The 26,290-nt window shown below is 73.3% G+C and carries 18 protein-coding genes and 1 pseudogene; 13 read left to right on the plus strand and 6 right to left on the minus strand.

The window, feature by feature from the left end; all coding sequences use genetic code 11:
• Positions 1-73: 73 nt before the first annotated feature.
• Positions 74-1,546 carry an arabinofuranosidase catalytic domain-containing protein gene (locus tag ACWEFJ_RS33955; RefSeq protein ID WP_378097970.1) on the minus strand — a complete coding sequence of 491 codons (1,473 nt, stop codon included), beginning with the start codon at positions 1,544-1,546 and terminating at the stop codon, positions 74-76.
• A 1,026-nt stretch (positions 1,547-2,572) separates the two neighbouring features.
• Here ACWEFJ_RS33955 and ACWEFJ_RS33960 point away from each other — a divergent pair.
• From ACWEFJ_RS33960 to ACWEFJ_RS33970, 3 genes and pseudogenes are all read left to right on the plus strand, one after another.
• Positions 2,573-5,401, plus strand: a complete 2,829-nt coding sequence (locus ACWEFJ_RS33960; RefSeq protein ID WP_449716241.1) for a PQQ-dependent sugar dehydrogenase — start codon at positions 2,573-2,575, stop codon at positions 5,399-5,401.
• A gap of 25 nt (positions 5,402-5,426) precedes the next feature.
• Positions 5,427-7,130, plus strand: coding sequence for a ThuA domain-containing protein (locus tag ACWEFJ_RS33965; protein ID WP_378097375.1), 1,704 nt, complete (start codon positions 5,427-5,429; stop codon positions 7,128-7,130).
• A gap of 25 nt (positions 7,131-7,155) precedes the next feature.
• Positions 7,156-8,496, plus strand: a pseudogene (locus ACWEFJ_RS33970) (RICIN domain-containing protein); the annotation flags it as partial.
• A gap of 94 nt (positions 8,497-8,590) precedes the next feature.
• On the opposite strand, the gene ACWEFJ_RS33975 reads toward ACWEFJ_RS33970, so the two are convergent.
• Positions 8,591-9,358, minus strand: a complete 768-nt coding sequence (locus ACWEFJ_RS33975) for a helix-turn-helix transcriptional regulator (RefSeq protein ID WP_449716242.1) — start codon at positions 9,356-9,358, stop codon at positions 8,591-8,593.
• A gap of 70 nt (positions 9,359-9,428) precedes the next feature.
• Between ACWEFJ_RS33975 and ACWEFJ_RS33980 the strand changes: the two genes are divergently transcribed.
• The gene (locus tag ACWEFJ_RS33980; RefSeq protein WP_449716243.1) at positions 9,429-10,241 is read left to right on the plus strand and encodes a phytanoyl-CoA dioxygenase family protein; all 813 of its coding nucleotides are present in this window, start codon (positions 9,429-9,431) and stop codon (positions 10,239-10,241) included.
• Positions 10,238-10,498 carry a hypothetical protein gene (locus tag ACWEFJ_RS33985; protein WP_378097366.1) on the plus strand — a complete coding sequence of 87 codons (261 nt, stop codon included), beginning with the start codon at positions 10,238-10,240 and terminating at the stop codon, positions 10,496-10,498. The genes ACWEFJ_RS33980 and ACWEFJ_RS33985 overlap by 4 nt, the downstream gene beginning before the upstream one ends.
• 60 nt (positions 10,499-10,558) lie before the next feature.
• Here ACWEFJ_RS33985 and ACWEFJ_RS33990 read toward each other — a convergent pair whose 3' ends face one another.
• The 4 genes from ACWEFJ_RS33990 to ACWEFJ_RS34005 all read right to left on the minus strand — a co-directional run bounded on the left by ACWEFJ_RS33990 (position 10,559) and on the right by ACWEFJ_RS34005 (position 17,777).
• Positions 10,559-11,872, minus strand: coding sequence for a ricin-type beta-trefoil lectin domain protein (locus tag ACWEFJ_RS33990; RefSeq protein ID WP_378097363.1), 1,314 nt, complete (start codon positions 11,870-11,872; stop codon positions 10,559-10,561).
• Positions 11,873-12,411: 539 nt separating this feature from the next.
• Positions 12,412-13,191, minus strand: a complete 780-nt coding sequence (locus ACWEFJ_RS33995; protein ID WP_378096222.1) for a FadR/GntR family transcriptional regulator — start codon at positions 13,189-13,191, stop codon at positions 12,412-12,414.
• A 232-nt stretch (positions 13,192-13,423) separates the two neighbouring features.
• Complete coding sequence (locus tag ACWEFJ_RS34000; protein WP_449716244.1) at positions 13,424-16,297, minus strand: glycosyl hydrolase family 95 catalytic domain-containing protein; 2,874 nt, start codon at positions 16,295-16,297, stop codon at positions 13,424-13,426.
• A gap of 475 nt (positions 16,298-16,772) precedes the next feature.
• Positions 16,773-17,777: a polyprenyl synthetase family protein gene (locus ACWEFJ_RS34005; RefSeq protein WP_378096229.1), complete on the minus strand. Its 1,005-nt coding sequence runs from the start codon at positions 17,775-17,777 to the stop codon at positions 16,773-16,775.
• Between the two features lie 144 nt (positions 17,778-17,921).
• On the opposite strand from ACWEFJ_RS34005, the gene ACWEFJ_RS34010 reads away from it, so the two are divergent.
• From ACWEFJ_RS34010 to ACWEFJ_RS34045, 8 genes are all read left to right on the plus strand, one after another.
• Positions 17,922-19,400 (plus strand): sugar ABC transporter ATP-binding protein, encoded by a 1,479-nt coding sequence (locus ACWEFJ_RS34010; RefSeq protein ID WP_449716245.1) that lies wholly within the window; start codon positions 17,922-17,924, stop codon positions 19,398-19,400.
• 44 nt (positions 19,401-19,444) lie between these two features.
• Entirely contained in the window at positions 19,445-20,410 is a 966-nt protein-coding gene (locus ACWEFJ_RS34015; protein ID WP_449716251.1) for an ABC transporter permease, read from the plus strand.
• Positions 20,407-21,396 (plus strand): ABC transporter permease, encoded by a 990-nt coding sequence (locus tag ACWEFJ_RS34020; RefSeq protein WP_449716246.1) that lies wholly within the window; start codon positions 20,407-20,409, stop codon positions 21,394-21,396. The genes ACWEFJ_RS34015 and ACWEFJ_RS34020 overlap by 4 nt, the downstream gene beginning before the upstream one ends.
• A gap of 29 nt (positions 21,397-21,425) precedes the next feature.
• Positions 21,426-22,610 carry a substrate-binding domain-containing protein gene (locus tag ACWEFJ_RS34025; protein ID WP_378096238.1) on the plus strand — a complete coding sequence of 395 codons (1,185 nt, stop codon included), beginning with the start codon at positions 21,426-21,428 and terminating at the stop codon, positions 22,608-22,610.
• 27 nt (positions 22,611-22,637) lie between these two features.
• Positions 22,638-23,780 carry an inositol-3-phosphate synthase gene (locus ACWEFJ_RS34030; protein ID WP_378096241.1) on the plus strand — a complete coding sequence of 381 codons (1,143 nt, stop codon included), beginning with the start codon at positions 22,638-22,640 and terminating at the stop codon, positions 23,778-23,780.
• The gene (locus ACWEFJ_RS34035; RefSeq protein ID WP_449716247.1) at positions 23,777-24,559 is read left to right on the plus strand and encodes an SCO3242 family prenyltransferase; all 783 of its coding nucleotides are present in this window, start codon (positions 23,777-23,779) and stop codon (positions 24,557-24,559) included. The genes ACWEFJ_RS34030 and ACWEFJ_RS34035 overlap by 4 nt, the downstream gene beginning before the upstream one ends.
• A complete protein-coding gene (locus ACWEFJ_RS34040) occupies positions 24,556-25,884 on the plus strand; it encodes an EboA domain-containing protein (RefSeq protein WP_449716248.1) in 1,329 nt (442 codons plus the stop codon). Before ACWEFJ_RS34035 ends, ACWEFJ_RS34040 begins: the two co-directional genes overlap by 4 nt.
• Positions 25,884-26,290, plus strand: a 407-nt coding sequence (locus tag ACWEFJ_RS34045; protein ID WP_449716249.1) for a TatD family hydrolase, incomplete at its 3' end; no start/stop codon positions are given. The genes ACWEFJ_RS34040 and ACWEFJ_RS34045, both read left to right, overlap by 1 nt.

Here is a 26,290-nt window from a genome sequence, read left to right on the forward strand (position 1 = left end):
TCCTCTCACCGGCTCCGGTCGTCGGAGCCGCGTTGTGCCCCGGCGCCGTGCGTGCCCGCGCCGGGTTCCTCGGTCAGCTCGTGCTCCACTGCTGGTTCGCGCCGCCGTGGCAGGTCCAGAGCTGGACCGGTGCGCCGTTGGCCGTGGAGGCCCCCGACACGTCCAGGCACAGGCCGGACTGGACGCCGGTGATCGAGCCGTTCGCGTTGACGTTCCACCGCTGGTTCGGCTGGCCGTTGCAGGACCAGATGATCACCTTGGTGCCGGCCGCGGTGCCCGCGGCGTTGGCGTCGAGGCACCGCTGGTTGCCGCCGTCGTAGACGGTCAGCTCGCCGGACGGCGTGCGCGTCCAGGTCTGGTTGGCGCCGCCGGAGCAGTCGCGGATCTGCACCTGGGTGCCGCCGGTCGTGGAGCCGTTCGGCACGTCCAGGCACTTGCCCGCGCCCACCGCCCGGATGGCCCCGCTCGGCGTGGTGCCGCCGCCGGCGGCGTAGCCGGCCGCGGTGATGTTGGCCTGCACCGCGTTCTCGGTCGCGTCGGACGGGTAACCGGCGACCATCGCGCCCTCGTAGAACGTGCCGGCGCTGAGGTTCGCGCCACCGCCGGGCTTGCAGCAGTCGCCGCCGCTGCCCAGGATGATCGCGCCCTGCTTCTTCATCGGGCTGTACCCGTTGGGCAGCGCGCCGTCCCAGAGCGTGGTGAGGGCCCCGGACTGCGCGTTGCCGCCCTTGAGCGCGAACCGCGTGGTCCCGTTGTTCTTCAGCATCGCGGTGACGTAGCGGCTGGTGAACGCGCGCTGGTTGGGGTTCCAGGACTGGCTCCCGCCCGGGTACAGGCCCCATTCGAGGTCGGCCTGGACCCACGGGCCCGTGCCGGAGCAGCCGCCGAACCAGCACTGCGTGCTGAAGTTGATCGCGTCCATCGCGCCGGCCGCGTCCGCGCTGCGGGTCGTCTCGCTGTTGCCGTAGTCGAAGCAGCAGCCGCTGTTGACGTGCGTGCCGCTGGTCACCATGTACATGCCCTCCGGCGCGCTCCCGGTGGGCACGCCGGTCAGGTGGCCGTCGCGCCAGTAGCTGTTGCCCGGGTTGATGTAGAGCGAGTACGCCTTGTTGCCGCCGACCGCGAGCGACTCCGACGTCGCGATCGCGGGTCGGCTCTGGGTCGAGCCCGGGACGACCGTCGAACCCTGGTACCACAGGTCGTTGCCCCGGCCGGACTGGTCGTAGACCACGGTGATCACGCAGGTGGTGCCCGCGCAGAACGAGTCCTGGACCGCCGCGTTCGCGGTGCCGCCCGCGGCCAGGACGCCGACGTCCCTGGTGGTGTTGTCCGACGAGCGCCGGACTTGGTAGAGGTTGCCCGAGTACGAGCCGTACAGCGCCCGGGTCGTGCTGTGCGCCGCGACGCACGGCGTGCCGCCCGCGGCGTAGATGTCGCACGGCCCGGTGCCGGCGGCCGAGGCCGTCGGCGCGGACGCCAGCGTGTCGGCGGTCAGCACGGCCGCGAACAGCACGGCCACCGCGAGCACCGCGCGCAGGCGGGGCACGACCCCGGTGTGGTGTCGGGCGACCGGGTGAACCGGTGGGGGAACAGGTGAAGGCTGCATTCCGCGACTCCTTGTCCGCTCCTGCGGTCGAAACGCGCGCGAAGATCGGCCGGGTCGGTGACGCGGCGACGGCCCCGCAGCGACGACACGGGACGGGGCGGCCGTACCCGCCGGCCGGCGGATCGGCGGGGGCGGAACGCTAGTCAACTCGAACCGGTTCGACCGCGAAGGACGCTACGCTGGACGGCGTCCGACGGGCAACGGGCTGCTGTCTCGGCACGCCCAGATCATCCGCCCTGACCTGCTATTGAGCGCCTGTAGTGGTGGAACGTGGCAGAAATCTGCCAACCGATAGGAGTCGTCGGACTACTCCCGGTATGGTCACCGCAGCGATCGATGGGTGCCGCGTCGAGTCGCTGAAGGCTGCGTTGTCGAATCGGTTCGACCCGTTCCAGGGGCGAGTGAGCCCGCCACCACCCCGCCGCCGAGCCACGTCGCCCGCAGCGCGCAACCCGAGCACCCGTGACGACCCCGTAGCAGGTGGCCGAGCACCCATGACGAATCGAGTGATCCCGCGACGGCGGTCGCACCACCGACGATCCCGGTCGTCCCGCTCGGTCGGCCCGCCCGCCGCCGACCCGCGTCGCCCCGCGCCGGGCGGTCCGTCCGCCGGTGAACGGCGCCGTTGCGCGCCGGACCGGTTGACCGCGCGTGAACCGTGCCGTTGCGCGCCGGGCCGCCCGTCCGCCGGTGAACGGTGTCGTCCCGCGCCCGGCCGCTTGACCGCGCGTGAACCGTGCCGTTTCGCATCGGGCGGTCCGACTGCCGGTGAACGGTGCCGTTGCGCGCTGGATCGCTTGACCGCGCGTGAACGGTGCCGTTCCGCGCCGGGCGGCCCTGCCGAGGACGACCTCGCCGGGCGGCCCGCCCGGCGCGGGACGAGGCCCTGCCAACGGCGGCAGGCGAGCCGTCCCGCCACAGCGAGCCGTGCGCGCCGCGCGCGACCGAGATGAAGGTATGACCCGCATGAGAAGACGACTCCACGCGGCGGCCTCCGCCGCCCTGCTGACCGTGGCCGCCACGGCGGCCCTGACGGGCGGCGCCGCGCCGCCCGCGTCCGCGCACACGGTCAACCCGGCCGAGTTCCAACAGGTCGAGCTGGCCAAGGGCGTCGCCGAGATGGGCGAGCCGATGTCGATGACCGTGCTGCCGGACCGCTCGGTGCTGCACACCTCGCGCAACGGCACGATCCGCCGCACCACGGCGGCCGGCACCACCAGCGTGATCGGCACCATCCCGGTCTACACCCACGACGAGGAGGGGTTGCAGGGCATCGCGGCGGACCCCAACTTCGCCACCAACCGCCAGGTTTTCGTGTACTACGCGCCGCCGCTGTCGACGCCGGCCGGCGACGCGCCGTCCACCGGCACGAACTTCTCGGCCTGGAACGGGGTCAACCGGCTGTCCCGGTTCACCCTCAACGCGGACTTCACGCTGAACACCGCGAGCCAGGTCACCGTGCTGGAGGTGCCGACGAGCCGGGGCATGTGCTGCCACGTCGGCGGTGACATCGACTTCGACGCGGCGGGCAACCTCTACCTGTCGACCGGCGACGACTCCAACCCGTTCGACTCCGGCGGGTACACCCCGATCGACGAGCGCGCCGGCCGCAACCCGGCCTACGACGCGCAGCGCACCGCCGGCAACACCAACGACCTGCGCGGCAAGGTGCTGCGGATCAAGGTGAACGCGGACGGCACGTACTCGATCCCGGCCGGCAACCTGTTCCCGCCCGGCACCGCCCGCACCCGGCCCGAGATCTACGTCATGGGCCTGCGCAACCCGTTCCGGTTCAACGTGGACAAGGCCACCGGCACGATCTACCTCGGCGACTACGGCCCCGACGCGGGCTCGACCAACGCCTCGCGCGGCCCCGCCGGCCAGGTGGAGTTCAACCGGATCACGTCGGCCGGCAACATGGGCTGGCCCTACTGCACCGGCGGGAACACCACCAACGAGACCTACGTGGACTACACGTTCCCGAGCGGCCCGTCGGGCAGCCGGTTCAACTGCGCCGCGCCGGTCAACAACTCGCCCAACAACACGGGCCTGACCAACCTGCCCGCCGCGCGCCCGGCGTGGATCAAGTACGACAACTGCTCGTTCGCCGCGTTCGGCTGCGGGTCCGAGTCGCCGATGAGCGCGCCCGTGTACCGGTACGACGCGTCGAACCCGTCCACGGTCAAGTTCCCGGCCTCGCTCGACGGGCACGTGTTCGCCACCGAGTTCGGCCGCCGCTGGATCAAGACCATCGACGTCAACCCCGACGGCTCGCCGGGCACGGTGGGCGACTTCCCGTGGCGCGGCACCCAGGTGATGGACGCCGCGTTCGGCCCGGACGGCGCGCTGTACGTGCTCGACTACGGCACCGGCTGGGGCAGCGGCGACGCCAGCTCGGCGCTCTACCGCATCGAGTACATCGGCGGCGGCAACAACCGCGCGCCGACCGCGTCCGCCTCCGCCGACCGCACGTCCGGCGCGGCGCCGCTGACCGTGGCGTTCTCCTCGGCCGGCTCGACCGACCCCGAGGGCGGCGCGCTGACCTACGCGTGGAACTTCGGCGACGGCGGCACGTCCACCGCGGCCAACCCCAGCCACACGTTCACCGCCAACGGCCAGTACACCGTCACGCTGACCGTGAAGGACCCGAACGGGCTGACGGGCAGCACAAACGTGGTGATCACGGTGGGCAACAGCGCGCCCGTGGTCACGCTGAACACCCCGGCCAACGGGTCGCTGTTCAGCTTCGGCGACACCGTGCCGTACACGATCACGGTCACCGACGCCGAGGACGGCGCGATCGACTGCACCAGGGTGAAGCTGTCCTACATCCTCGGCCACGACAGCCACGGCCACCCGATCACGTCGAGCACCGGCTGCTCGGGCACGCTCCAGATCCCGGTCGACGGCGAGCACGACTCGGCGGCGAACCTGTTCGCCGTGTTCGACGCCGAGTACACCGACCAGGGCGCGAACGGCGTGCCGCCGGCGACGACGCACACCCAGAACATCCTCCAGCCGCGGCACCGCCAGGCCGAGCACCACACGTCCCAGTCGGGCACCGCCCTGTACGACAAGACGGCGGCCGAGGGCGGGCGCACGGTCGGCGACATCCACAACGGCGACTGGATCGCGTTCCAGACCTACAACCTGACCGGCGCGAACCGGTTCACCGCCCGCGTGTCGTCGGGTGGCGCGGGCGGCACGCTGACCGTCCGCACGGGGTCGCCGACCGGTCCGGCGCTGGGCTCCGCGACGGTCCCGGTGACCGGCGGCTGGGAGGTGTTCACCGAGGTGTCCGCGTCCCTGACGTCGGTGCCGAGCACCACCGGCACGCTGTACCTCACGTTCTCGGGCACGGGCACGGGCTACCTGTTCGACCTGGACGCGTTCACCTTCGGCACGTCCACCGGCACCCGCGCCGGCGCGATCACCGGCGCGAGCGGCAAGTGCGTCGACGTCAACGGGGCCAGCTCCGCCGACGGCGCGAAGATCCAGCTCTGGACCTGCAACAGCGGCGCGAACCAGACGTGGGCCGTGAACGGCTCGACGCTGCGGTCGCTGGGCAAGTGCATGGACACGGCCAACGGCGGCACCGCCGACGGCACGGCCGTGCAGCTGTGGGCGTGCAACGGCGCCACCAGCCAGAACTGGACGGTCGGCGCGAACGGCTCGCTGGTCAACGCCAAGGCCAACAAGTGCCTGGACGCGAACGGCGGCAGCTCGGCCGACGGCACGCAGCTGATCATCTGGAGCTGCCACGGCGGCGCCAACCAGCGCTGGACCCTGCCCTGATGCCGTCCTCCCGGAGGAAGACGAGATGAGCACTCTGCCCACGAGACGGGCGCTTGGCGTGACCGCCGCGGCGCTCCTCGCCTGCACCGTGATCGGGACACCGCCAGCGACGGCCGCCGACGCGCCGTACGACGTGCTGGTGTTCTCCAAGACGGCGGGCTTCCGCCACGACTCGATCCCGGCCGGCACCCAGGCGGTCCGCGACCTGGGCGCGGCCAACAACTTCACCGTGACCGCGACGGAGGACGCGAGCCAGTTCACCGCCGCCAACCTCGCCCGCTACGAGGCGGTGGTGTTCCTCAACACCACCGGTGACGTCCTCGACGGGAACCAGCAGGCCGCGTTCGAGTCCTACATCCGGGGCGGCGGCGGGTACGTCGGCGTCCACTCGGCCTCGGACACCGAGTACGACTGGTCGTTCTACGGCGAGCTGGTGGGCGCGTACTTCGCGTCCCACCCGGCCATCCAGCAGGCGACGGTGCGCGTGGAGAACCGCGCGCACGCCGCCACCGCCCACCTCGACCAGGCGTGGGTGCGCACCGACGAGTGGTACAACTTCCGGACCAACCCCCGGTCCACGGCCCGGGTGCTGGCCACCCTGGACGAGTCGACCTACTCCGGCGGCTCGATGGGGGCCGACCACCCGCACACCTGGTGCAAGACGGTCGGCGGCGGGCGCTCGTTCTACACCGGCGGCGGCCACTCGCAGTCCGGCTTCGCCGAGCCCGCGTTCCGCGCCATGCTGCTGGGCGGCATCCGCTACGCGGCCAACCGGACCAAGGCCGACTGCCGCCCGGAGACCGGGTACACCGGGTTGTTCACCAGCGCCACCACCGGCTGGTCGCAGGCCGGTCCGGGCGGGTTCACCGCGAGCGGCGGCACGCTCAGCTCGTTCGGCGGCCCCGGCCTGTACTGGTACAGCGCCAAGGAGTTCCGCTCCTACTCGCTCAAGCTCGACTGGCGGCTCGCCGGCGACGGCAACTCCGGCGTGTTCCTCGGCTTCCCGCCGAGCACGGACCCGAACTCGGCGGCGGCCAACGGCTACGAGGTGCAGATCGACGCCAGCGACGCGGCCGACCGGACGACCGGCGCGGTCTACGGGTTCAAGGGCGCGGACACCGCGGCCCGGGACGCGGCGCTGAACCCGCCGGGGGAGTGGAACACCTACGAGCTGCTCGTCGAGGGCGAACGGCTCCAGGTGTTCCTCAACGGGGTCAGGATCAACGACTTCACCAACACCGACCCCGTGCGGTCGCTGACCTCCGGGCACATCGGCCTGCAGAACAACGGCACCGGCGACGACGTGTCGTTCCGCAACGTGCGGATCAAGGAACTGGGCACCACCACCCCGCGCAGCGGGCCGATCCGCTCGTCGACCGGCAAGTGCGTCGACGTCAGCGGCAACAGCAGCGCGGACGGCGCGAAGATCCAGCTCTGGACGTGCCACGGCGGCGCGAACCAGACGTGGGCCGTGAACGGCTCGACGCTGCGGTCGCTGGGCAAGTGCATGGACACGGCCAACGGCGGCACCGCCGACGGCACGGCCGTGCAGCTGCGCACCTGCAACGGCAGCACCAGCCAGAACTGGACGGCCGGTGCGAACGGCTCGCTGGTCAACGCCAAGGCGAACAAGTGCCTGGACGCGAACGGCGGCAGCTCGGCCGACGGCACCCAGCTCATCATCTGGAGCTGCCACGGCGGCGCCAACCAGCGCTGGACCCTGCCCTGATGCCGCTCACCCAGAGGAGGACGAGATGAGAAGACTGCCCACGACACGGGCGCTCGGCGCGGCCGCCGCGGCGCTCCTCGCGGTCGGCCTGGTCACGGCCGTGAGCGCGCCGGCGGCGTCGGCCGCGACGGTGGACCCGGCCGCGTGGTACGTGCTGGTGAACCGCAACAGCGGCAAGGCGCTGGACGTGTCGGCCAACAGCACCGCGGACGGCGCGGCGGTCCAGCAGTGGTCGCGCCACGACGGGACGAACCAGCAGTTCCAGTTCGTGGACGCCGGCGGCGGGTACTACAAGCTGCGCGCCCGGCACTCGGGCAAGGTGCTCGACGTCAACGGCGCGAGCACCGCGGACGGCGCGACGATCATCCAGTGGACCGACCACGGCGGCGTCAACCAGCAGTTCCGGCTCGCCGACTCGTCCGACGGCAACGTGCGGCTCATCAACCGCCAGAGCGGCAAGGCGGTCGAGGTGCAGGGGTCGTCCACGGCGGACGGCGCGCCCGTGGTGCAGTACGGCGACACCGGCGGCGCGAACCAGCAGTGGAAGCTGGTGGCGATCGGCGGCACGAACCCGCCGGGCGGCTCGGGCTGCGGCAAGGCCCCGACGCTGACGAGCGGCACGCACACCATCACCAGCAACGGCAAGAGCCGCACCTTCATCCTGCGGATCCCGTCCGGCTACGACAACAACCGGCCGTACCGGCTGATCTTCGGGTTCCACTGGCGCGGCGGCACGATGAACGACGTCGCCTCCGGCGGGACGAGCGGCGCGTCGTGGGCGTACTACGGGATGCAGGAGCAGTCGAACAACAGCGCCATCCTGGTGGCGCCGCAGGGGTTCGGCAACGGCTGGGCGAACTCCGGCGGTGAGGACGTCACGTTCGTCGACGACATGATCCGGCGCATCGAGGGCGACCTGTGCGTCAGCCAGACGCAGCGGTTCGCGATGGGCTTCAGCTACGGCGGTGGCATGAGCTACGCGCTGGCGTGCGCCCGGCCGACGGTGTTCCGGGCGGTCGTGGTGTACTCCGGGGCGCAGCTCAGCGGGTGCGCCGGCGGCACGCAGCCGGTCGCGTACTTCGGCATCCACGGCATCTCGGACAACGTGCTGAACATCTCGGCGGGCCGGTCGTTGCGCGACACGTTCGTGCGCAACAACGGCTGCGCCGCGCAGAGCCCCCGCGAGCCCGCGGCGGGCAGTCGGACCCACATCACGACGACGTACTCCTGCCGCGCCGGCTACCCGGTGCAGTGGGCGGCGTTCGACGGCGGTCACGGCCCGGGCCCGGTCGACGGGTGCAGCGGCTGCGAGGACGGCACCCGGACGTGGACCAAGACGGAGGCGTGGAGGTTCCTGTCCCAGTTCTGACCCGACCGCGATGAGCCGGCCGAGACGAGCCGGCCGTGGTGCGGGGGACGGGTCCCACCGTTCCCCGCACCACCGCGGGCGGGATGAGGGATCACCGGCCGGCGCGCACCGCGCGGGGTGACGCGCCCAACTCGCGGCGGCACGCCTTGTTGAACGCCTGGAGGTCGGCGAAGCCCACCGCGGCGGCCACCGCCGGGATCGGCAGGGTCGACTCGCGCAGGAGGTGGCGGGCGCGTTCCAGGCGGCGGCGTCGGACGTAGGCGACCACGGTGTCGCCGGTCTCCGCGCGGAACAGCCGGATCAGGTGGTTGTGCGACACGCCCGCGGCGGCGGCGATGGCGGGCACGGTCAGCGGTGCGGCCAGGTTCGCCTCGACGTGCGCGACGGCACGGGCGACGGCGGCGTGCGGCCTCCCCGCCCTCCCGGTCGACGCCAGACCCACCACGCGCCACAGCACCGCCCACACGTCCGCCACCGCCGCGGTGGGCGTCACCGGCGCGGCGGCGATGGCGTGCCGCAGCAGGTCCGCGAGCCGCGGCGCCTCGACGCCCGCGTCCTGCACCACCGGCACGGTCGACACCTCCCCCGTCCCCGGCAGGCGCAGGTGGGCGTACAGGTGCTCGGACCGGCCCCGGTAGCGGTACACCACCCGCGTGCCCGGCGGCACCAGGCTCACGTGGCCCGGCCGGATCGGGTGCGGGGCGCCGGCCACCGCCAGGTCCGCCTCGTAGCCGTACAGGTGCAGCTGCCACAGGTCGGGCAGGAGGAATTCGTCGCGGCGACCGGCGACGCCGTGCACGGCCACCCCGAGGTTGACCACGGAGGGCGGTTCGCCGAGTGACACCGCCACCTCGCGCATGGTGAGAACGTACCAGTATTGGTGACTGCGACCCACGACACGGCCGCACGTCGTGCCTACCGTCTGGGGAATGGGAACCAGCAGCCACCTGCTCTCCTCGGTGCTGATGGCGCGCTTCGCGGCACAGGGATTCCTGCGCCTCGACGCGGTCGTGCCCGAGGAGTTGAACGCCCGCGCCGTGCGCGCCATGGCCGAGGGCGTGCCGGCGGTGCCGTACGGCACCCCGTTGGGCGAGGCGTTCGGGGAGCGCTCCTTCGCCCGCCGCCTCGTCGACCTCCCGCCGGTCGCCGGCGCGCTGCGCGGCCTGGTCGGCCCGGACCCGACCGTCGACCACGTCGCCGTCCACGTCCGCGAGCCGCACGAGGGCGCGGCCCAGCCGTTGCACGGCGATGCGATCATCGACACCCGCCGGGACGCGTTCGACGTGCAGCTCATGTACTACCCGCACGAGGTCACCGCGGACATGGGCGGGACGCACCTCGTCCCCGGCAGCCACCTCCGCCAGACCAACGAGAGCGACACCGGGCGCTACCAGAACCTGCGCGGCCAGATCCGGCTCACCTGCCCCGCCGGCACGGTCCTGCTGCTGCACCACGGGATCTGGCACGGCGGGCGGCGCAACGACTCGGCCCGCCGCAGGTACATGTTCAAGATCAGGTTCAACCCGACGGTCCGCCAGGTGCGGCTGTGGGACACCGACGACCTGGACGACCCCGCCGTGGTGACCGAGCTGTCGGCGACCTACCCGTGGTACGAGCAGGCGACCGCGCGGCTGGAGGTCTACAACCGGGTCCTGCTGTGGCGGGCGCTGACCGGTGACGACTCGTTCGACGTCGAGCGCTGGGTGACCCGCGTGCACAACCGCCCCGGGAGGACCGCGTGAGGCAACGGGTCCTGATCCTGTACCTGGCCTCGTCCACGTTGGACGACCGGGTCGTCGCCTGGTCGTCCTACGACGGCACCGGCCGCACCACCCCCACCACCGGGGACGGCGACGAGCCGCCCTACCGCACCGGGACGGACGCCCTGCGCGACGGCTGGCGGCTCTTCCAGGCCTCCCAGCTCCTCCCGCCGCACCCCGGCCACGAGTACGACACCTCGTTCCTCAAGCACGAGTTCCTGTTCGAGAAGCTGGAGTGACCGGCGTGGTCCGGCCGGGGCGGCGCACCGCGTCGCGCCCGGCCGGACCACGTCCGCGGGTTACGCCCGCACCCAGCGCTGGTTCGCGCCGCCGTGGCAGTTCCACACGACCACCGCGGACCCGTTGGCGGTGGCGGCGCCGCTGACGTCCAGGCACAGCCCGCTCTGCGCGTTGCTGATCGTGCCGTTGGCGTTGAGCGCCCACTGCTGGTTCGCGCCGCCCTGGCAGTCCCAGATCCGCACCCGCGTGCCGGCGGCGGCGCCGCTGGGCACGTCCAGGCACTTGCCCAGCACCCGCAGCGTCTGCCCGTTCAGGCTGAACTGCTGGTTCGCGCCCGAGTTGCAGTCCCAGACGATCATCGGGGTGCCGTTCGCCGAGTTCGCGCCGTTGACGTCCAGGCAGCGGCCGCTGGCCTCGCCGCGCAGCCGGAACGTGGTCGGGGCCGGCGGCTGCTCACCGGTGAAGAACTTCCACACCTCGCCCTTGACCCAGCTCCGCGCGCCGCTCTCGCAGCCCGCGCACCCGTCCACGGGGCCCTGCTGGTGACCGCCGTCGAAGGCGGCCCACACGACCGGGTACCCGCTGCGGCACCCCGAGTAGGTGGTGCTGATGTGCGTGTTGCTGCCGCGCGCGGGCTCGGGCGCGTTCTGCGCCGTGCAGCCGTTGTTCCGGACGAACCTGTCCCGCAGCGACCGGCCCGCCCCGATGTTGTCGGAGATGCCGTGGATGCCCATGTACGCCACCGGCTGCGTGCCGCCGCTGCACCCGCTGATCTCGCCGGGCGCGGCGATGGCGGCGACCGCGCGGAACGCGGTGGGCCGCGAGCACGCGAGCGAGTAGCTCATGGCCCCGCCGTAGCTGAAGCCCAGGGCGAAGCGCTGCGTCGTGTCGACGCACAGGTCGTCCTCGATCCGCCGGATCATGTCGTCGACGAACGTGACGTCCTCGCCGCCGGAGTTCGCCCAGCCGTTGCCGATGCCCTGGGGCGCGACGAAGATCGCGGTGTTGTTCGCCAGCCGGCGCAGCCCGTAGTGCGCGTAGACGTCGCCGTCGCTGCCGCCCGAGGCGACGTCGTTGGCGGTGCCGCCCCACCAGTGGAACCCGAAGATCAGCCGGTGCTGGTAGGTGTTGTTGTAGTTGTCCGGGATGCTGAGGATGAAGCTGCGCGACTTGCCGCCGCTCTGGATCGTGTGCGTGCCGCTGCGCAGGGTGGGCGTCTTGCCGCACCCCGGGGTCGCGGCGGCGGTGACGACGTCGGGGGCCGCGGCCGCGGGTGCGGGCTGCGCGCCGGCGACGTCGGCGCCGCCCAGGAGCAGTGCGGCGGCGGCGCCTATCAGGGCCCAACGCCGGCGGGGGCGATCGTTGTGGGACACGGGTGTGCATCCGTTCTGTGATGGGGTGGGGAAGTGGCGGCGAGTCGGCGGTCCGCACAGGGCGCGCGGACGCGGTGAGCCGGCCGGGAAGCGCTTACCGCGGGTGCGGCGAAGAGGTCGCACGCCGGGCGCGGGGCCGGTGCGTCACCCGATCCGGTGACGCCGATGTGTCCGACTCATTCGCGGTTGCCGGCGGCGGTCGCCGCGGGCGCCGGGACGGCACGGCGCGATCCGGGCGGCACGGGGGGTGGGCCGGCGCGGCGAGCTGGTCGCCGCGCCGGCCCGATTTCGGATTCCAGTTGGTCAGCGGGGGGAGTCGACGCGGTCCGCGCGCACCGGTGGGGTGGATCGGGCCCGGCGATGAGCAGACATGTGCGCTCCCTCGATGCGTCGTTGCCCCTGGGTGCCGATGTCATACAAACACGGAGTTTGTCCAGGGAGATTTGTAGCACACATTTACGGGACGCGTCCAGACGCGCCGATGCTTTCTCGGGCAGCGTGAAGAGGGCCGACGACGGCCAATCGACGGGCGGCGGCGCTCAGCCGAAGAGGCGGCGCTGGATCTCGCGGCGGTAGTCCTGCAGCGTGTTGTCGACGTGGACGGCCGCCGCCCGCGCGGCCGCCTCCGGGTCGCCGTCCCGGATCGCCTGGTAGATCGCGAAGTGCTCCTCGACGGCCTCCGCGGCGTGCCCGCCGATGGTGCCGTGCAGCCCGATCGTGCTGGACTGGCGTTGCAACCGGCGGGCCTCGCGGATCGCGGCGACGAAGAACTGGTTGTGCGAGGCCTCGGCGACCGCGAGGTGGAAGTCCTCGTCGCCGCGGTCGAACAGGGCGGCCTGGTCGGTCACGTGGCCGTGCCGGCACGTCTCCGCGGCGGCGCCGATGGCGCGCAGCTCGGCCGGGGTGGCGTGGGTGGCGGCGAGCCTGCTGGCCGCCGTCTCCTGCACGCGGCGGAACTCGAACAGCATGTAGACGTGGTCGAGGTTGGTGGGCAGGAAGAAGCCGCCCCACCGGGAGGAGCCGAGCATGCCCTCGTCGTCGGCCACGTAGAGGCCGCGCCCCTTGTGCGCGCGCACCCGCCCGATCGCGGAGAGGATCTTGATGGCTTCCCGCACCACCGTGCGGCTGGTGCCCATCCGCGCGGCCAGCTCGTTCTCGGTGGGCATCCGGTCGCCGGGCTGCAGCTCCAGTTCGGCGATGAGCTGGAGGATCTGTTCGGCTACCAGCTCGTAGCCGGGCCGGTACGGGCCGCTCGGCGGGGTGCCGTCCGGCTGCCCCGCCGGCACGCCGACCTCCGGTGCCAGTGCGCCATCCGTCAACGCCGCTCCTTCGTGACGGGTCACCTCAAGAGTATGACGGCTCACGCCGTTCGCACAGCTTACATCGCCTCGTGGAGGAAGTGGGCGAGCACGCGTGGCTGGGCGATCGGCGCACGTCAGCGCCTGGGGTGCCGGTCAGTGGTGCGGTCGGGTGCGGTCGGCGGGAATAAGCATGCTCATCAGCGGCGACGGGTCGCCGCCCGCGGACCGCGCGGCCCGCGGGCGGCGGTCGTCACGCGCGCAGCAGCTGGAAGCGCTGGTTGGCGCCGCCGGTGACGGTCCACTGGGAGATGCGGGCGCCGTCGGCGGTGGAGGCGGACCACACGTCCATCGCCAGGCCGCTCAGCTGGTTGACCAGGCTGACCACCCCGCCGCCCTGGTCGACCACCCGCCAGAGCTGGTTCGGCGTCCCGGCGTCACGCTGCTGGGTGATGTCGGCCCCGGTGCCGGCGCCGGACACCTGGAGCACCAGCCCGCTGTGCCGGGCGCGGATGCGGTAGCTGTCGCCCGAGGGCAGGAAGTCGAACTGCTGGTTCAACCCGCCCGTGGCGGGCCACTGGACCAGCGCGGCCCCGGCGGCGGTCGACGCGCCGTTGACGTCGGCCCGCTTGCCGCTGTGCTGCGCCACCAGGTGGTAGTTCACGCCGGGCTCGACCAGCGGCGGCCGGCCCTGCGCCGTCACCCGGTAGGTGTGGCCCGCCTGCCCGGTGAACCGGATCAGGTCGGCCTCCACCCGCTCCGGCTGCACCACCGCGCCGCTGGTCGCGTCCCGCAGCTCGAACGTGCCGGTGAACACCCGGCCGCGGACCTTGACGGCGCCGTCGCGGTCGGGCGTCACGGTCAGCTCGGTCGCCCAGCCGCCGCTCCACGCGGCCCCGACGGTGTACCCGCCCCGACCGCGCAGACCGGCGAACCGGCCGGTCGGCCAGGCGGCCGGCAGCGCCGGCAGCACGTGCAACTCGCCGTTGTGGCTGTGCAGCAGCATTTCCGCGATGCCCGAGGTCGCGCCGAAGTTGCCGTCGATCTGGAACGGCGGGTGCAGGTCGAACATGTTGGGCGCGAGCCGGTCCGGCGTCACCAGGGAGCGGATCAGGTCGTGCGCCCGGCCGCCCTCCTCCATCCGCGCCCAGTAGTTGATCTTCCAGGCGAGCGACCAGCCGGTGCCGGCGTCGCCGCGCAGTTGCAGCGTCCGCCGGGCGGCCTCGAAGAGCTGGGGCGTGCCGCGCTTGGTGATCTGGTTGCCGGGGTGCAGCCCGTACAGGTGCGAGACGTGCCGGTGGTTCGGCTCGGTCTCGACCCAGTCGTAGAGCCACTCCATGACGTTGCCGCGCGAGCCGACCCGCGTCGGCGCGAGGCGCTGGCTCGTCGCGCGGACCCGCGAGCGGAAGTCGGTGTCCACGCCCAGCACCTCGGACGCGCGGGCGCAGCCCTCGAACAGGTCCCGCAGGATCTGCATGTCCATGGTGGGACCCGCGCACACGCTGGCGTTCGCGTGGTGGTTCAGCTCCGGCGAGTTCGACGGGTTGGTGACGAGCCACTTCAGCGTCGGCTCCTCCACCAGCGTGTCCAGGAAGAACTGGGCGGCGCCCTTGAGCGCCGGGTAGTAGGACCGCAGGAACTCCACGTCACCGGTGAACAGGTAGTGGTCCCAGATCATGGTGGCGAGCCACGCGCCGCCGGTCTGCCACATCCCCGCGGCCGCGAAGTCCACCACCGACGAGCCCCGCCAGCCGTCGGTGTTGTGGTGGGTGACCCAGCCGCCCGCGTTGTACTGCGCCCGCGCGGTGCGCGCGCCGGTCACGGTCAGGTCGTTGATCATGCGGAACACCGGCTCGTAGCACTCGGAGAGGTTCGTCGTGTCGGTCGGCCAGTAGTTCATCGGCAGGTTGGCGTTGAGCGTGTACTTGGACTCCCACGCCGGGTTGAGCTGGTCGTTCCAGATGCCCTGGAGGTTGGCGGGCTGGGTGCCCGGCCGGGAGGACGAGATCAGCAGGTAACGGCCGTACTGGAAGAGCAGGGCGGAGAACTGCGGGTCGGTGGTGCTGTTGTGCTGGTAGATCCGCACGTCGGTCGGCTGGTCCGCGGCGGCGGTGCGGCCGAGGTCGATCGTCGCGCGCCCGAACAGCCGCTGGTAGTCGGCGACGTGCCGGGAGCGCAGCACGTCGTACGCGGCGCCCTGCGCGCCGTTGAGCCGGCCGCGCGCGATGCCCTGGTAGTCGCCGCTCACGTTGCGGTAGTCGACGTAGCTGGTGCCGATCGAGATCAGCAGGGTCACGCTGGTGGCGTTCGACACCCGCAACGTGCCGCCGGAGCTGCTGGTGCTGCCGCCCTCGGCGACGGCCTTGGCCAGCACCAGGAACCGGACCGCGCCCGCGATGCCGCGGTGGTCGCCGGACCGGCCGTCCAGCGCGATCGTCGTGCCGTCCGGGCTGGACGCGGTCGCGCGCTGCGGCGTGCCGAACGCGGCCGTGAAGGAGATCGAGCCGGGCGTCTCGGCGGTCAGCCGCATGGCGATCACCTGGTCCGGCGCGCTGGCGATCACCTCGCGCCGGTACCGCACGTTGTTCGCCACGTACGTCACCGCGGTGGTGGCGGTGGTCAGGTCGAGCCACCGCTGGTACCCGGAGACCGTGCCGGGGGAGGGGAAGGTGAGCCGGAGGTCGCCGACGGTCTGGTAGGCGAGCTGGCCCGCGGGGATGCCGAGCATAGTCTGGTCGATCAGGCTCTGCGCCTGCGTCCACTGGTTCGCGAACACCAGCCGCCTGATCTCGGCCAGGGCGGCCGCGCCGCGGGTGTTGGTGTAGTCGTGCGGACCACCCGCCCACACCGTGTCCTCGTTGAGCTGCAACCGTTCCACGTCGGCGTTGCCGAAGACCATCGCGCCCATGCGGCCGTTGCCGACCGGCAGCGCGCGCAGCCACTCCGAGCCGGCCGGCCGGTCGTACCACAGCGCGAGGTCGTCGACCGCGCGCACCTCCGGCGGCGCGGCCGAGCCGGCGCGGGCCTGCGCGGTCCACCCGCCGGACACCAGCAGGGCTCCGGCGCCCGCCGCGCCGTACTTCATCACTTGCCTTCGGGGCAGCTCCGACATGTGCTCGGCCTCCAAGCGGACGGTGATCGGTGCGGGGCAGGGCGGGACGTGTGTCCTCTGTGGAGCGTCGTGCGGCGGGCCGCGACGTCCAGGGCTCAACCGGACCTCCGGGCAAGGTAGCCAGTGGCTCACCTCGACGTCAACGCTCAAGGAAGGCGCTTTGTTAGCGATAACAAGGCTTTCCTTTGATTGACCACGTCGAATCGCCGTTCGACGGATAGTCGGATTAGTCCGCACGGTGTAACGAGGCGTTTTCGCCGATCCGACGTGTGGCCGCAGTCGTTGCCCTTCTCGTTAGCGCTAACAGTTGCGTTAGCTGATTTTTAGCACCTACGGTCCCGTCCGGACCGGCCCGAATCCACGCTTCCCGATCCGCCCGGAGTACCCATGGTTCGACGGCGAACTGTCCTCTTCGTGCCCGCGTCCCCGCTCGGCGTCCGCCGTCGAGCGGCAGCCGCGTAGGAGGAGCACGGTGCGTGCGGACGGACAGCTAGGCGTCCCGGTCGGTGATCAGCCTCGCCAGGTCGGCGAGTTCCGCCGCGGGCCGCGGCGCGACCGGGTCCAGGTGCCGCACGGCCCGCGCCAGCAGGCGGTCGGCCTCGGCGCGGCTCCACGCGCGGCCACCGGCCTCCTCCACCAGCTCGGCGAGCCGCGCCACGTCGACCGCGCCGCCCTCCCGGTAGCGCTCGGCCAGCTCGCGCCCGGCCGGCGTGCCGGATTCGAGCGCCGCCACCACGGGGAGGGACTTCTTGAGGCTGCGCAGGTCGGACCGGGCGGGCTTGCCGGTGGTCGCGGGGTCTCCCCAGATGCCGAGCAGGTCGTCCACGTGCTGGTAGGCGACGCCGAGCAGGTGGCCGAACGACCGCAGCGACGCCACCACCGGCGGCGCGGCGTCGGCGAAGTGGGCGCCCAACGCGCACGCCGCCGCCAGCAGGGGCGAGGTCTTGCGCTCCACCATCGCGACGCACTCGGCCAACCGGACGTCGTCGCGCCGCTCGAACGCCAGGTCGGCATGCTCCCCGTCCACGAGGTCGAGCACCGCCGCGGTGAGCACGCGGGTCGAGGCCGGGTGGGACGACGCGGCCAGCACGTCGGCGGCCAGCGCGAGCAACGCGTCACCGGCGAGGATCGCCGCGTCCGCGCCGAACACCGCCCACGCCGTGGGCCGGTGGCGGCGGGTGGGGTCGCGGTCGAGCACGTCGTCGTGCAGCAGGGTGAAGTTGTGGGCCAGCTCCACCGCCACGGCCGCCGCGACGGCGGACTCCGCCGACCCGCCCGCCGCCTCGGCGGACAGCAGCGCGAGCGCCGGGCGGACCGCCTTGCCCGCCCAACCGCCGCTCGGCGTGCCGTGCTCGTCCCACCAGCCCAGGTGGTAGCCCGCGACGTGCCGCATCGAGGCGGGGAGCCGGTCGACCGCCGACCGCAGCGCCGGCCCCACCAGGTCACGGCTCCAGGCCAGCACGGAGGCGGCCGGTCGTGGTTGCGCGCTCGTCATGGTCTGCTCCCGGTGCGGGCGGAGGGCGAGGGGGATCCACAGTGGAGGGTGGCGGGGCGCGCCGCCTCGCGGGCGCCGTCCGCGACAACAGTGAACCACACGCGTCGATGTGGTCCGGGAGACGAAGTGGACGGAGGCCCGCGGGTGAAAGTGCGGTTGGAGGCCATCACCAAGAGCTTCCTCGGTGTCGCCGTGCTGCGGGACGTGGACCTCGAACTGCGGGCCGGCGAGGTGCACGCGCTGGTCGGCGAGAACGGCGCCGGGAAGTCGACGCTGCTGAAGGTGCTGGCCGGTGCGCACCGGCCGGACTCCGGCCGGATCCTGCTGCCGCGCGGCGAGGTCTCGTTCACCGGCCCGCGCGACGCGCAGGCGGCCGGGATCGCGATCATCCACCAGGAGTTCAACCTCCTGGAGCACCGGTCGGTCGCCGAGAACGTCTTCCTCGGCCGCGAGCCCGTGCGCCGGGGTCGCGTCGACCGCCGGGCCATGGAGGACGAGACGCGCCGGCTGCTGGACTGGCTGGGCGTGGGGAGCATCGACCCGGCGGACACCGTGGCGCGCCTCTCGGTCGCGCAGCGGCAGGCGGTGGAGATCGTCAAGGCGCTGTCCGCCGACGCCGAGGTGCTCGCCATGGACGAGCCCACCGCCGCGCTGGCCGACCACGAGGTCGAGCTGCTGTACCGGCTGGTGGCGCGGTTGCGCGAGCGCGGGATGGCGATCCTCTACGTCTCCCACCGGATGCGCGAGGTGTTCGACCTGAGCCAGCGGATCACCGTGCTGAAGGACGGCGCGCTCGTGGCCACCTCGGCGACCGCGGACATCACCCCGGACCGGCTCGTGCGGCTGATGGTCGGCCGCCCGCTCGAAACCCTGTACCCCGGGCGTGGCGGCGACGTCGGCGACGTGCGGTTGGCGCTGCGCGCGGCGGGCAACGGCCGGGTGCGCGACCTGAGCTTCGAGGTCCGCGCCGGGGAGGTCGTCGGCGTGGCCGGGTTGCAGGGCTCCGGCCGGTCCGCGATGGCGCGGGCGATCTGGGGCGTGGAGCCGTTCACCACCGGGGTCCTGGAGGTGGACGGCGTGCCGACGCGCGTGGACGGGCCGCGGGCCGCGGTGCGCGCCGGCCTCGGCTACGTCACCGAGGACCGCAAGGGCGAGGGCTTGGCGCTGCGGCAGTCCGTCCGCGACAACGCCCTGCTGGTGCGGCGGGCCGCGCTGCGGGGGTCGGGGGCCCGCCGCACGGCCGACCTCGCCGACCTGCTCGCGTCCGTGGCGGTCACCGCGCGCGGGCCGCACCAGGAGGTGCGGTACCTGTCGGGCGGCAACCAGCAGAAGGTCGTGCTCGCCAAGTGGCTCGCGGTGGGGCCGCGGGTGCTGGTGGTGGACGAGCCGACGCGCGGCGTGGACGTGGGCGCGAAGCAGACCGTGCACCGCCTGCTGCGCGACCTCGCGCGGGCGGGCATGGCGATCCTGATGATCTCCTCGGAGCTGCCCGAGCTGATCGGCATGAGCGACCGCATCCTGGTGATGCGCGAGGGCGCCGTGGCGGGGGAGCTGCCGGCCGGCGCCTCCGAGGAGGCCGTGATGGCGCTGGCGACCGGCCACGGGATCGGTGACGTCGCGTGAGCGTGGCGCCGGAGCGGACCAGGTCCGGGCGGGACGGGGGCGCGGTGCGGGCGCGCGGGCGTGCGCTGACCCCGACCGCGACCGTCTACCTCGCGCTGGTCGCGCTGCTCGTCGTCGGCAGCGTCCTGGTGGCGTTGCGCGGCGGGGTGCTGCTCGACCAGGGCGGCATCCTCAACATCCTCACCCGCGCCACCGCGCTGGGGCTGGTCGCGATCGGGCAGACGGTGGTCGTGGTCACCGGGTCGCTCGACCTGTCGGTGGCGTACCTGGTCGGGCTGTGCTCGCTGCTGGCGGCCGAGACCATGGCGGGCCGGGACGGGATGATCGTGCCCGGCGTGCTGCTGGCGCTGGCCGTCGCGGCCGTCGTCGGGCTCGTCAACGGTCTCGTGATCACGGTCCTCAAGGCCAACGCGTTCATCGCCACGCTCGGCGTGGCGCTGGTCCTGCGCGGCTACCTGGAGCACGGCTACACCGGTCCCGCGGGCAGCGTGCCGCGGTCGTTCCAGCACCTCGGGTACGGCCGGATCGGCCCGGTCCCGGTGGCGGCGCTGCTGGTGCTGCTCGTCGCCGCGGGCACGTGGTGGTACCTGCGGCGCACCCGCGGCGGCTACCACATGTACGCGGTCGGCGGGGACGTGGACGTCGCCCGGCTGTCCGGGGTGCGCACCGGCCGCACGGTCGTCACCGCGCACGTGCTGTGCTCCCTCGCGGCGGGCCTCGCGGGCGTGTTCCTGGCCGCCCGGCTCGGGTCGGGCGCGCCGTACGTCGGCACGGACGCCGGGTACGACCTGGAGTCCATCGCGGCCGTGGTGCTCGGCGGGACGGCCCTGGCCGGCGGCCGCGGCGGTGTCGTCGGCACGCTCGGCGGCGTCCTCATCCTCGCCACGCTCGACACGGTCTTCGACGACCTCGCGGTCGACCCGTTCTTCAAGGACGTGGTGCGCGGCGTCGTGCTCATCATCGCGGTGGCGCTGTACGCCCGCCGCCACCTGTCCCGGAGGTCCACGTGACGTGGCGACCCCGCCTGGCCGACGGGACCGCCCCGGTGCTCGTGGTGCTGGCCGTCCTGCTGGTGGCGCTCGCGGTCACCGGGCCCGCCTACGCCGAACCGGCGGGCTACCTGGCGCTGCTCAAGCGCGCCGCGCCCCTGGTGCTCCTGGCGATCGGGCAGTACTTCGTGATCGCCTCCGGCGGCTTCGACCTGTCCGTGGGGTCGCTGGTGACCGCCGAGGTGGTGATCGCCGCCCGGCTGGTCGAGGGCGACGACGCCAAAACGGCCTGGGTGATCGCCCTGCTGCTCTGCTTCGGCGTGCTCGTGGGCCTGGTCAACGGCCTGATCACGACGAAGCTGCTGGTGCCGTCGTTCATCGTGACGCTCGGGATGCTGCTCGTGCTGGACGGCGCGGTGTTCCTGTGGACCGGTGGCGCGCCGCGCGGCGCGTTGTCGCCGTCGTTCCGGGTGTTCGGCCGGGGCGGGTTCGACGTGCCGGTGCTGGGCCAGGTGCCGTGGTCGGTGCTCGTCCTGCTGGCGGCGCTGGTCGGCGCGGCGCTGTTCATGCGCGGCGGCACCGGCCGCACGCTGCTGGCGGTGGGCGACAACGACACGGCCGTCCGGCTCGCCGGCGGTCGGGTGGACCTGCTGCGGGTCGTCGCGTTCGTGCTGTCCGGCCTGCTGGCGGCGGTCGCCGCCATCCTGCTCGCCGGGTTCGCCGGCGTCTCCGCCCAGGTCGGTACCGGCCTGGAGTTCCGGGCGATCACGGCCGTCGTGCTCGGCGGGGTGGTGCTCGGCGGCGGTCGCGGATCGGTCGTCGCGGCGGCCGCGGGCGCGCTCACGCTGGAAGCCCTGTTCTCGCTGTTGAACCTGCTCGGCGTCTCGGGCGCGCTCGAGACCGCGGTGCAGGGGTTGATCATCATCGCGGCGGTCGCCTACGCCGCGCGGGGCGGCGGGTCACGACGAGTGCTCCGGCCTCGCCGGTCCGACCCGGTCACGCCCTGAACGCCGCCGAAGAACCGAGGAGCACCATCATGGACAGGAAGTGGTTGGCCGCCGCACTCGCGGCCGCGCTGGTGACGGCGGGTTGCGCGAGCGACCTGCCCGCCGCGGGGCCGGGTGCCACGACGACCTCCGACCAGGCCGCGGACCGGTCCGAGTTCTTCGACCGGGCCGAGTACGAGCGCCAGTTGCGGTTTCGCACCACCACACCGGTCGGGCTCCCGGGCGGCGGCTCGGAGCCGTGGGAGCAGGCGCTCGACCCGAAGCTGGTCGACACGGCCGCGTTCGCCAAGCCCGGCGGGGGCCACCACCTGTGCTTCTCCAACGCCTCGGTCGACAACCCGTGGCGGCAGGTCGGGTTCAAGACCATGCGGGAGGAGGTGAAGCTGCACCCCGAGATCGCCGAGTTCACCGTGCTGGACGCGGAGGCCAAGGACGACAAGCAGATCAGCGACATCCAGTCGCTGACGGGCCGCGGGTGCAGCGCGCTGATCGTCTCGCCGAACACCACCGCCACCCTCACCCCCGCCGTCGAGGCGGCGTGCCGGACGGGCGTGCCGGTGATCGTGTTCGACCGCGGCGTCGACTCCGACTGCCCGGTCACGTTCATCCACCCGATCGGCGGGTTCGCGTTCGGCGCGGACGGCGCGGAGTTCCTGAAGCAGCGGGTGAAGCCGGGCGGCAAGGTCCTGGCGCTGCGCATCCTGCCCGGCGTGGACGTGCTGGAGCAGCGGTGGGCCGCGGCGAACGAGATCTTCACGGGCAGCGGGCTCGACATCGTCGGCGTCGAGTTCACCGACGGTGACGCGGCCAAGACCAAGACCATCGTCGGGGACTACCTCCAGCGCGAGGGGCAGATCGACGGCGTGTGGATGGACGCCGGCGCGACCGCCGTGGCCGCGGTCGAGGCGTTCCAGGACGCGGGCGTGCCGATCCCGGCGTTCGTCGGCGAGGACCAGCAGGACTTCCTGCGGCTGTGGGCCGCCGAGGGGATGACCGCCGTCGCCCCGACCTACCCGACCTACCAGTGGCGCACGCCGATCATCGCCGCGCTGCGGATCCTCAAGGGCGAGCAGGTGCCCGAGGAGTGGGTGCTGCCGCAGCCGAAGGTGACCCAGGACGACGTCGCGGACTTCATCGACCAGGACATGCCGCCGCTGCACTACGCCATGTGCGGGTGCGAGGGCATGCCGGGCTACCCCGGTCCCTGGAAGTAGTCGGCACCCGAGATCGGAGGAGGAGCCATGGCGGGATCCGTGGGACTTTGGCTGGTCGGCGCGCGCGGCTCCGTCGCGACGACCGCGGTGAGCGGGCTGCTCGCCCTGCGCGCGGGGCTGACCCCGGCGACCGGGTGCGTGACCGAGCGGCCCGAGCTGGCCGGCGTGCCGCTGCCCGGCTGGTCGGACCTGGTCGTCGGCGGGCACGACGTCGCGCACACCCCGCTGGAGAAGCGGGCCGAGCTGCTGGCCCAGGGCGGCGTGCTGCCGCACCACCTGCTGGACGGCGTCCGACCCGGCCTGCGCGAGGTCGACGGCGAGATCCGCACGGCCCGCTTCGACGGCACGCAGGCCGACGTCGCCGAACGCCTGGCCGCGGACATCACCGCGTTCCGGGACCGGCACCGGCTCGCCCGGGTCGTCGTGGTCGACGTGTCGTCCACCGAACCGCCCGTGCCGGCCGAGCCCGAGCACGCCGACCTGGCCGCGCTGCGGCGGGCGCTGGCGGACCCGCGGCGCGCCGTGCTGCCGCCGAGTTCGCTGGCCGCCTACGCGGCGCTCACCGCGGGCTGCTCCTACGTGGCGTTCACGCCCTCGACCGGGATCGCCCTGCCCGCGCTGGACGAGCTGGCCCGGCGGGAAGGGCTGCCCTACGCCGGGCGGGACGGCAAGACCGGCGAGACCCTGCTGCGCACCGCGCTCGCGCCGATGTTCACCGCGCGTGCCCTGCGCGTGCGGTCGTGGGCGGGCACCAACCTGCTCGGCGGCGGTGACGGCGCGACCCTGGAGGACCCGGCGCACGCCGACAGCAAGCTGCGGACCAAGGCGAGCGGCCTGGCGGCGCTGCTCGGCGGCGAGGTCACCGCGCCCCTGCACATCGACAACGTGCCCGACCTCGGCGAGACGAAGACCGCGTGGGACCACGTGTCGTTCGAGGGGTTCCTCGGGGCGCGGATGTCGTTGCAGTTCACCTGGACCGGGTTGGACTCGGCGCTGGCCGCGCCGCTGGTGCTCGACCTGACCCGGCTCGTGGCCGCGGCGCACGCGGCGGGGGAGTCGGGCGCGTTGGGCGCGTTGGCGTTCTTCTTCAAGGACCCCCTCGGTTCCGACGAGCACCGCCTCGCCGAGCAGACCCGCGCGCTGCACGAGTGGGCGAGGGGACTGGGATGAGGGCGTACCTGGAGCTGGTGCGGGCGCCGGCCGCGCTCACCGCGCTCGGCGACACCCTCGTCGGCTCCCCGACCCCGCTGCGGGGCAGGCGGCTGCTGCTGCCTCTGGCCTCGGCCGCGTTGTACTGGGCGGGGATGGCGCTCAACGACTGGGCCGACCGCGACCTGGACGCGGTCGAGCGGCCGGAGCGACCCATCCCGTCCGGGCGGGTCGCCCCCGAGGTCGCCCTGGCCACCGCCGTCGGCCTCACCGGCGTGGGCATCGGGCTCGCCGCGGCGGCTGGGCGCGACGCGGTCCCCCTCGCGGCGGCGGTGTGGGCCTACGACGCGGTCCTGAAGGACACGCCCGCCGGTCCGCTCGCGATGGCCGCGTGCCGCGGGCTCGACGTGCTGCTGGGCGGCCGCGCCCCGCTGCCCGCCGCGCTGGTGGCGCTGCACACGCTCGGCGTGACCGTGCTGTCGCGCGGCGAGGTGCACGGCACGTCGCCCGCCGTGGCCGGGGCCGTCGCGGCCGGCACGGCCCTGACCGCCGTGTCCGCGGCGGTCGCCTCCGGCGGCCGGCGCACCGGCGTCGCCGCCGCGGTGGCCTACGCCGCCTCGGTCGGACGTGCGCAGTGGGCGGTGGTGCGGGACCCGTCGGCGACGACCGTGCGCGCGGCGACCAGGGCGGGCATCCACGGCGTGGTGCTGCTCCAGGCCGCGCTCGCCCGGCACGGCGCGGCGATCGCGCTGGTCCTGCCGCTGGTCCGGGCGCTCGGCCGGAAGGTGGGCCCGACATGACCTTCCACCTCGGGTACGGCACCAACGGGTTCGCCAACCACCGCCTGGACGACGCGCTGTCGATCATCGCCGACCTCGGCTACACGGCGGTCGCCCTCACGCTCGACCACCACCACCTCGACCCGTTCGCCGACGACATCGGGCCGCGCACCGACCGGCTCGCGGCCCGCCTGGCGCAGCTGGGCCTGCGGGTCGTCGTGGAGACCGGGGCGCGCTACCTGCTCGACCCGTGGCACAAGCACCACCCCACGCTGGTGAGCGGCGACCAGGAGGTCCGGGTCGACTTCCTGCTGCGGGCCAAGCGGATCGCCGCCGACCTGGGCGCGGACTGCGTCTCGTTCTGGTCCGGCATCGGCTCCCCGGACGCCTGGGAGCACCTGAAGTCGGGCGTCGACGCCGTGCTGACCGGCGGGCCCGCCGTGCCGATCGCGCTGGAGCCCGAGCCGGGCATGGTGGTGGAGCGCCTGGACCAGGCCCTGCGGCTGCGGGCGGAACTGGGCGACCCGGACCTGCTCGGCATCACGCTCGACGTGGGGCACTGCGTGGCGGTGGAACCGCAGGACGCGGCGGCGTGCGTGCGCCGGGCGGGCGACCTGCTGCTGAACGTGCAGTTGGACGACATGGTGCCGGGCGTGCACGAGCACCTGGAGTTCGGCGAGGGCCTGCTCGACCTGCCCGGCACGCTCGCGGCGCTGACCGACATCGGCTACCGGGGTGTCGCCGGGGTGGAACTGCCCCGGCACAACCACGTCGCGCCCGTGGTGGCCAGGCGGGCGTTCGAGGCGCTGCGGGCGGCGAGCTGGCTGGCCGGGGCCGAGCGGTCCGTGCGCGCCGACCCCGCGTCCATCCGGTCCCTGTTCCCGGCCGCGGGCCGGGCCGTCCGGGACCGGGTGGCGGATGCCCGCGTGCGGCTGCTCGTGACCTACGCCGACGCCGCCCCCGACGTGGCCGAAGGGCTCACCGCGCTCTACCGGCACGGCACCTCGGCCGAACGCCTCGGCGTGCTCCGCGGGCTCGCCGAGATCGGCGGCCGGGCGGCCGAGACCGGCGTCGAGCTGGTCAAGGACGCCCTGCGCGGCAACGAGACCGGCCTCGTCGCGGCGGCGCTCGGGCCGTTCGCCGCCGCGCACCTCGACCAGCACGCGTGGCGGCACGGCGTGCTGAAGTGCCTGTTCATGGGCGTGCCGCTGGACGTCGTCGCCGACCTCGACCGGCGCGCGGACGACGAACTGCGGCGGATGGTGTCCGCGTTCGCCGAGGAACGCCGCGCGGCCGGCCACCAGGTGCCCGCGGACGCCCTCGCTCTGCTCGGGAAGGCGTCCTGATGCGCATCTTCGACCCGCACGTCCACATGACCTCGCGCACCACCGACGACTACGAGGCCATGCACCGGGCCGGCGTGCGCGCGCTCGTGGAACCCGCGTTCTGGCTGGGACAACCGCGCACCAACGTGGGGTCGTTCCTCGACTACTTCGACGGCCTGATCGGCTGGGAGCGGTTCCGCGCGGCCCAGTTCGGCATCGCCCACCACTGCGCCATCGCGTTGAACCCGAAGGAGGCCAACGACCGGCGCTGCGCCGGAGTGCTGGACCACCTCCCGCACTACCTCGCCAAGGACGGGGTGGTGGCGGTGGGGGAGGTGGGTTACGACTCGATGACGCCGGAGGAGGATGTGGCGTTCGCGCGGCAGTTGGAGTTGGCGGTGGATCACGATCTGCCGGTGTTGGTGCA

The sequence above is a fragment of the Actinosynnema sp. NPDC004786 genome (assembly GCF_053601135.1).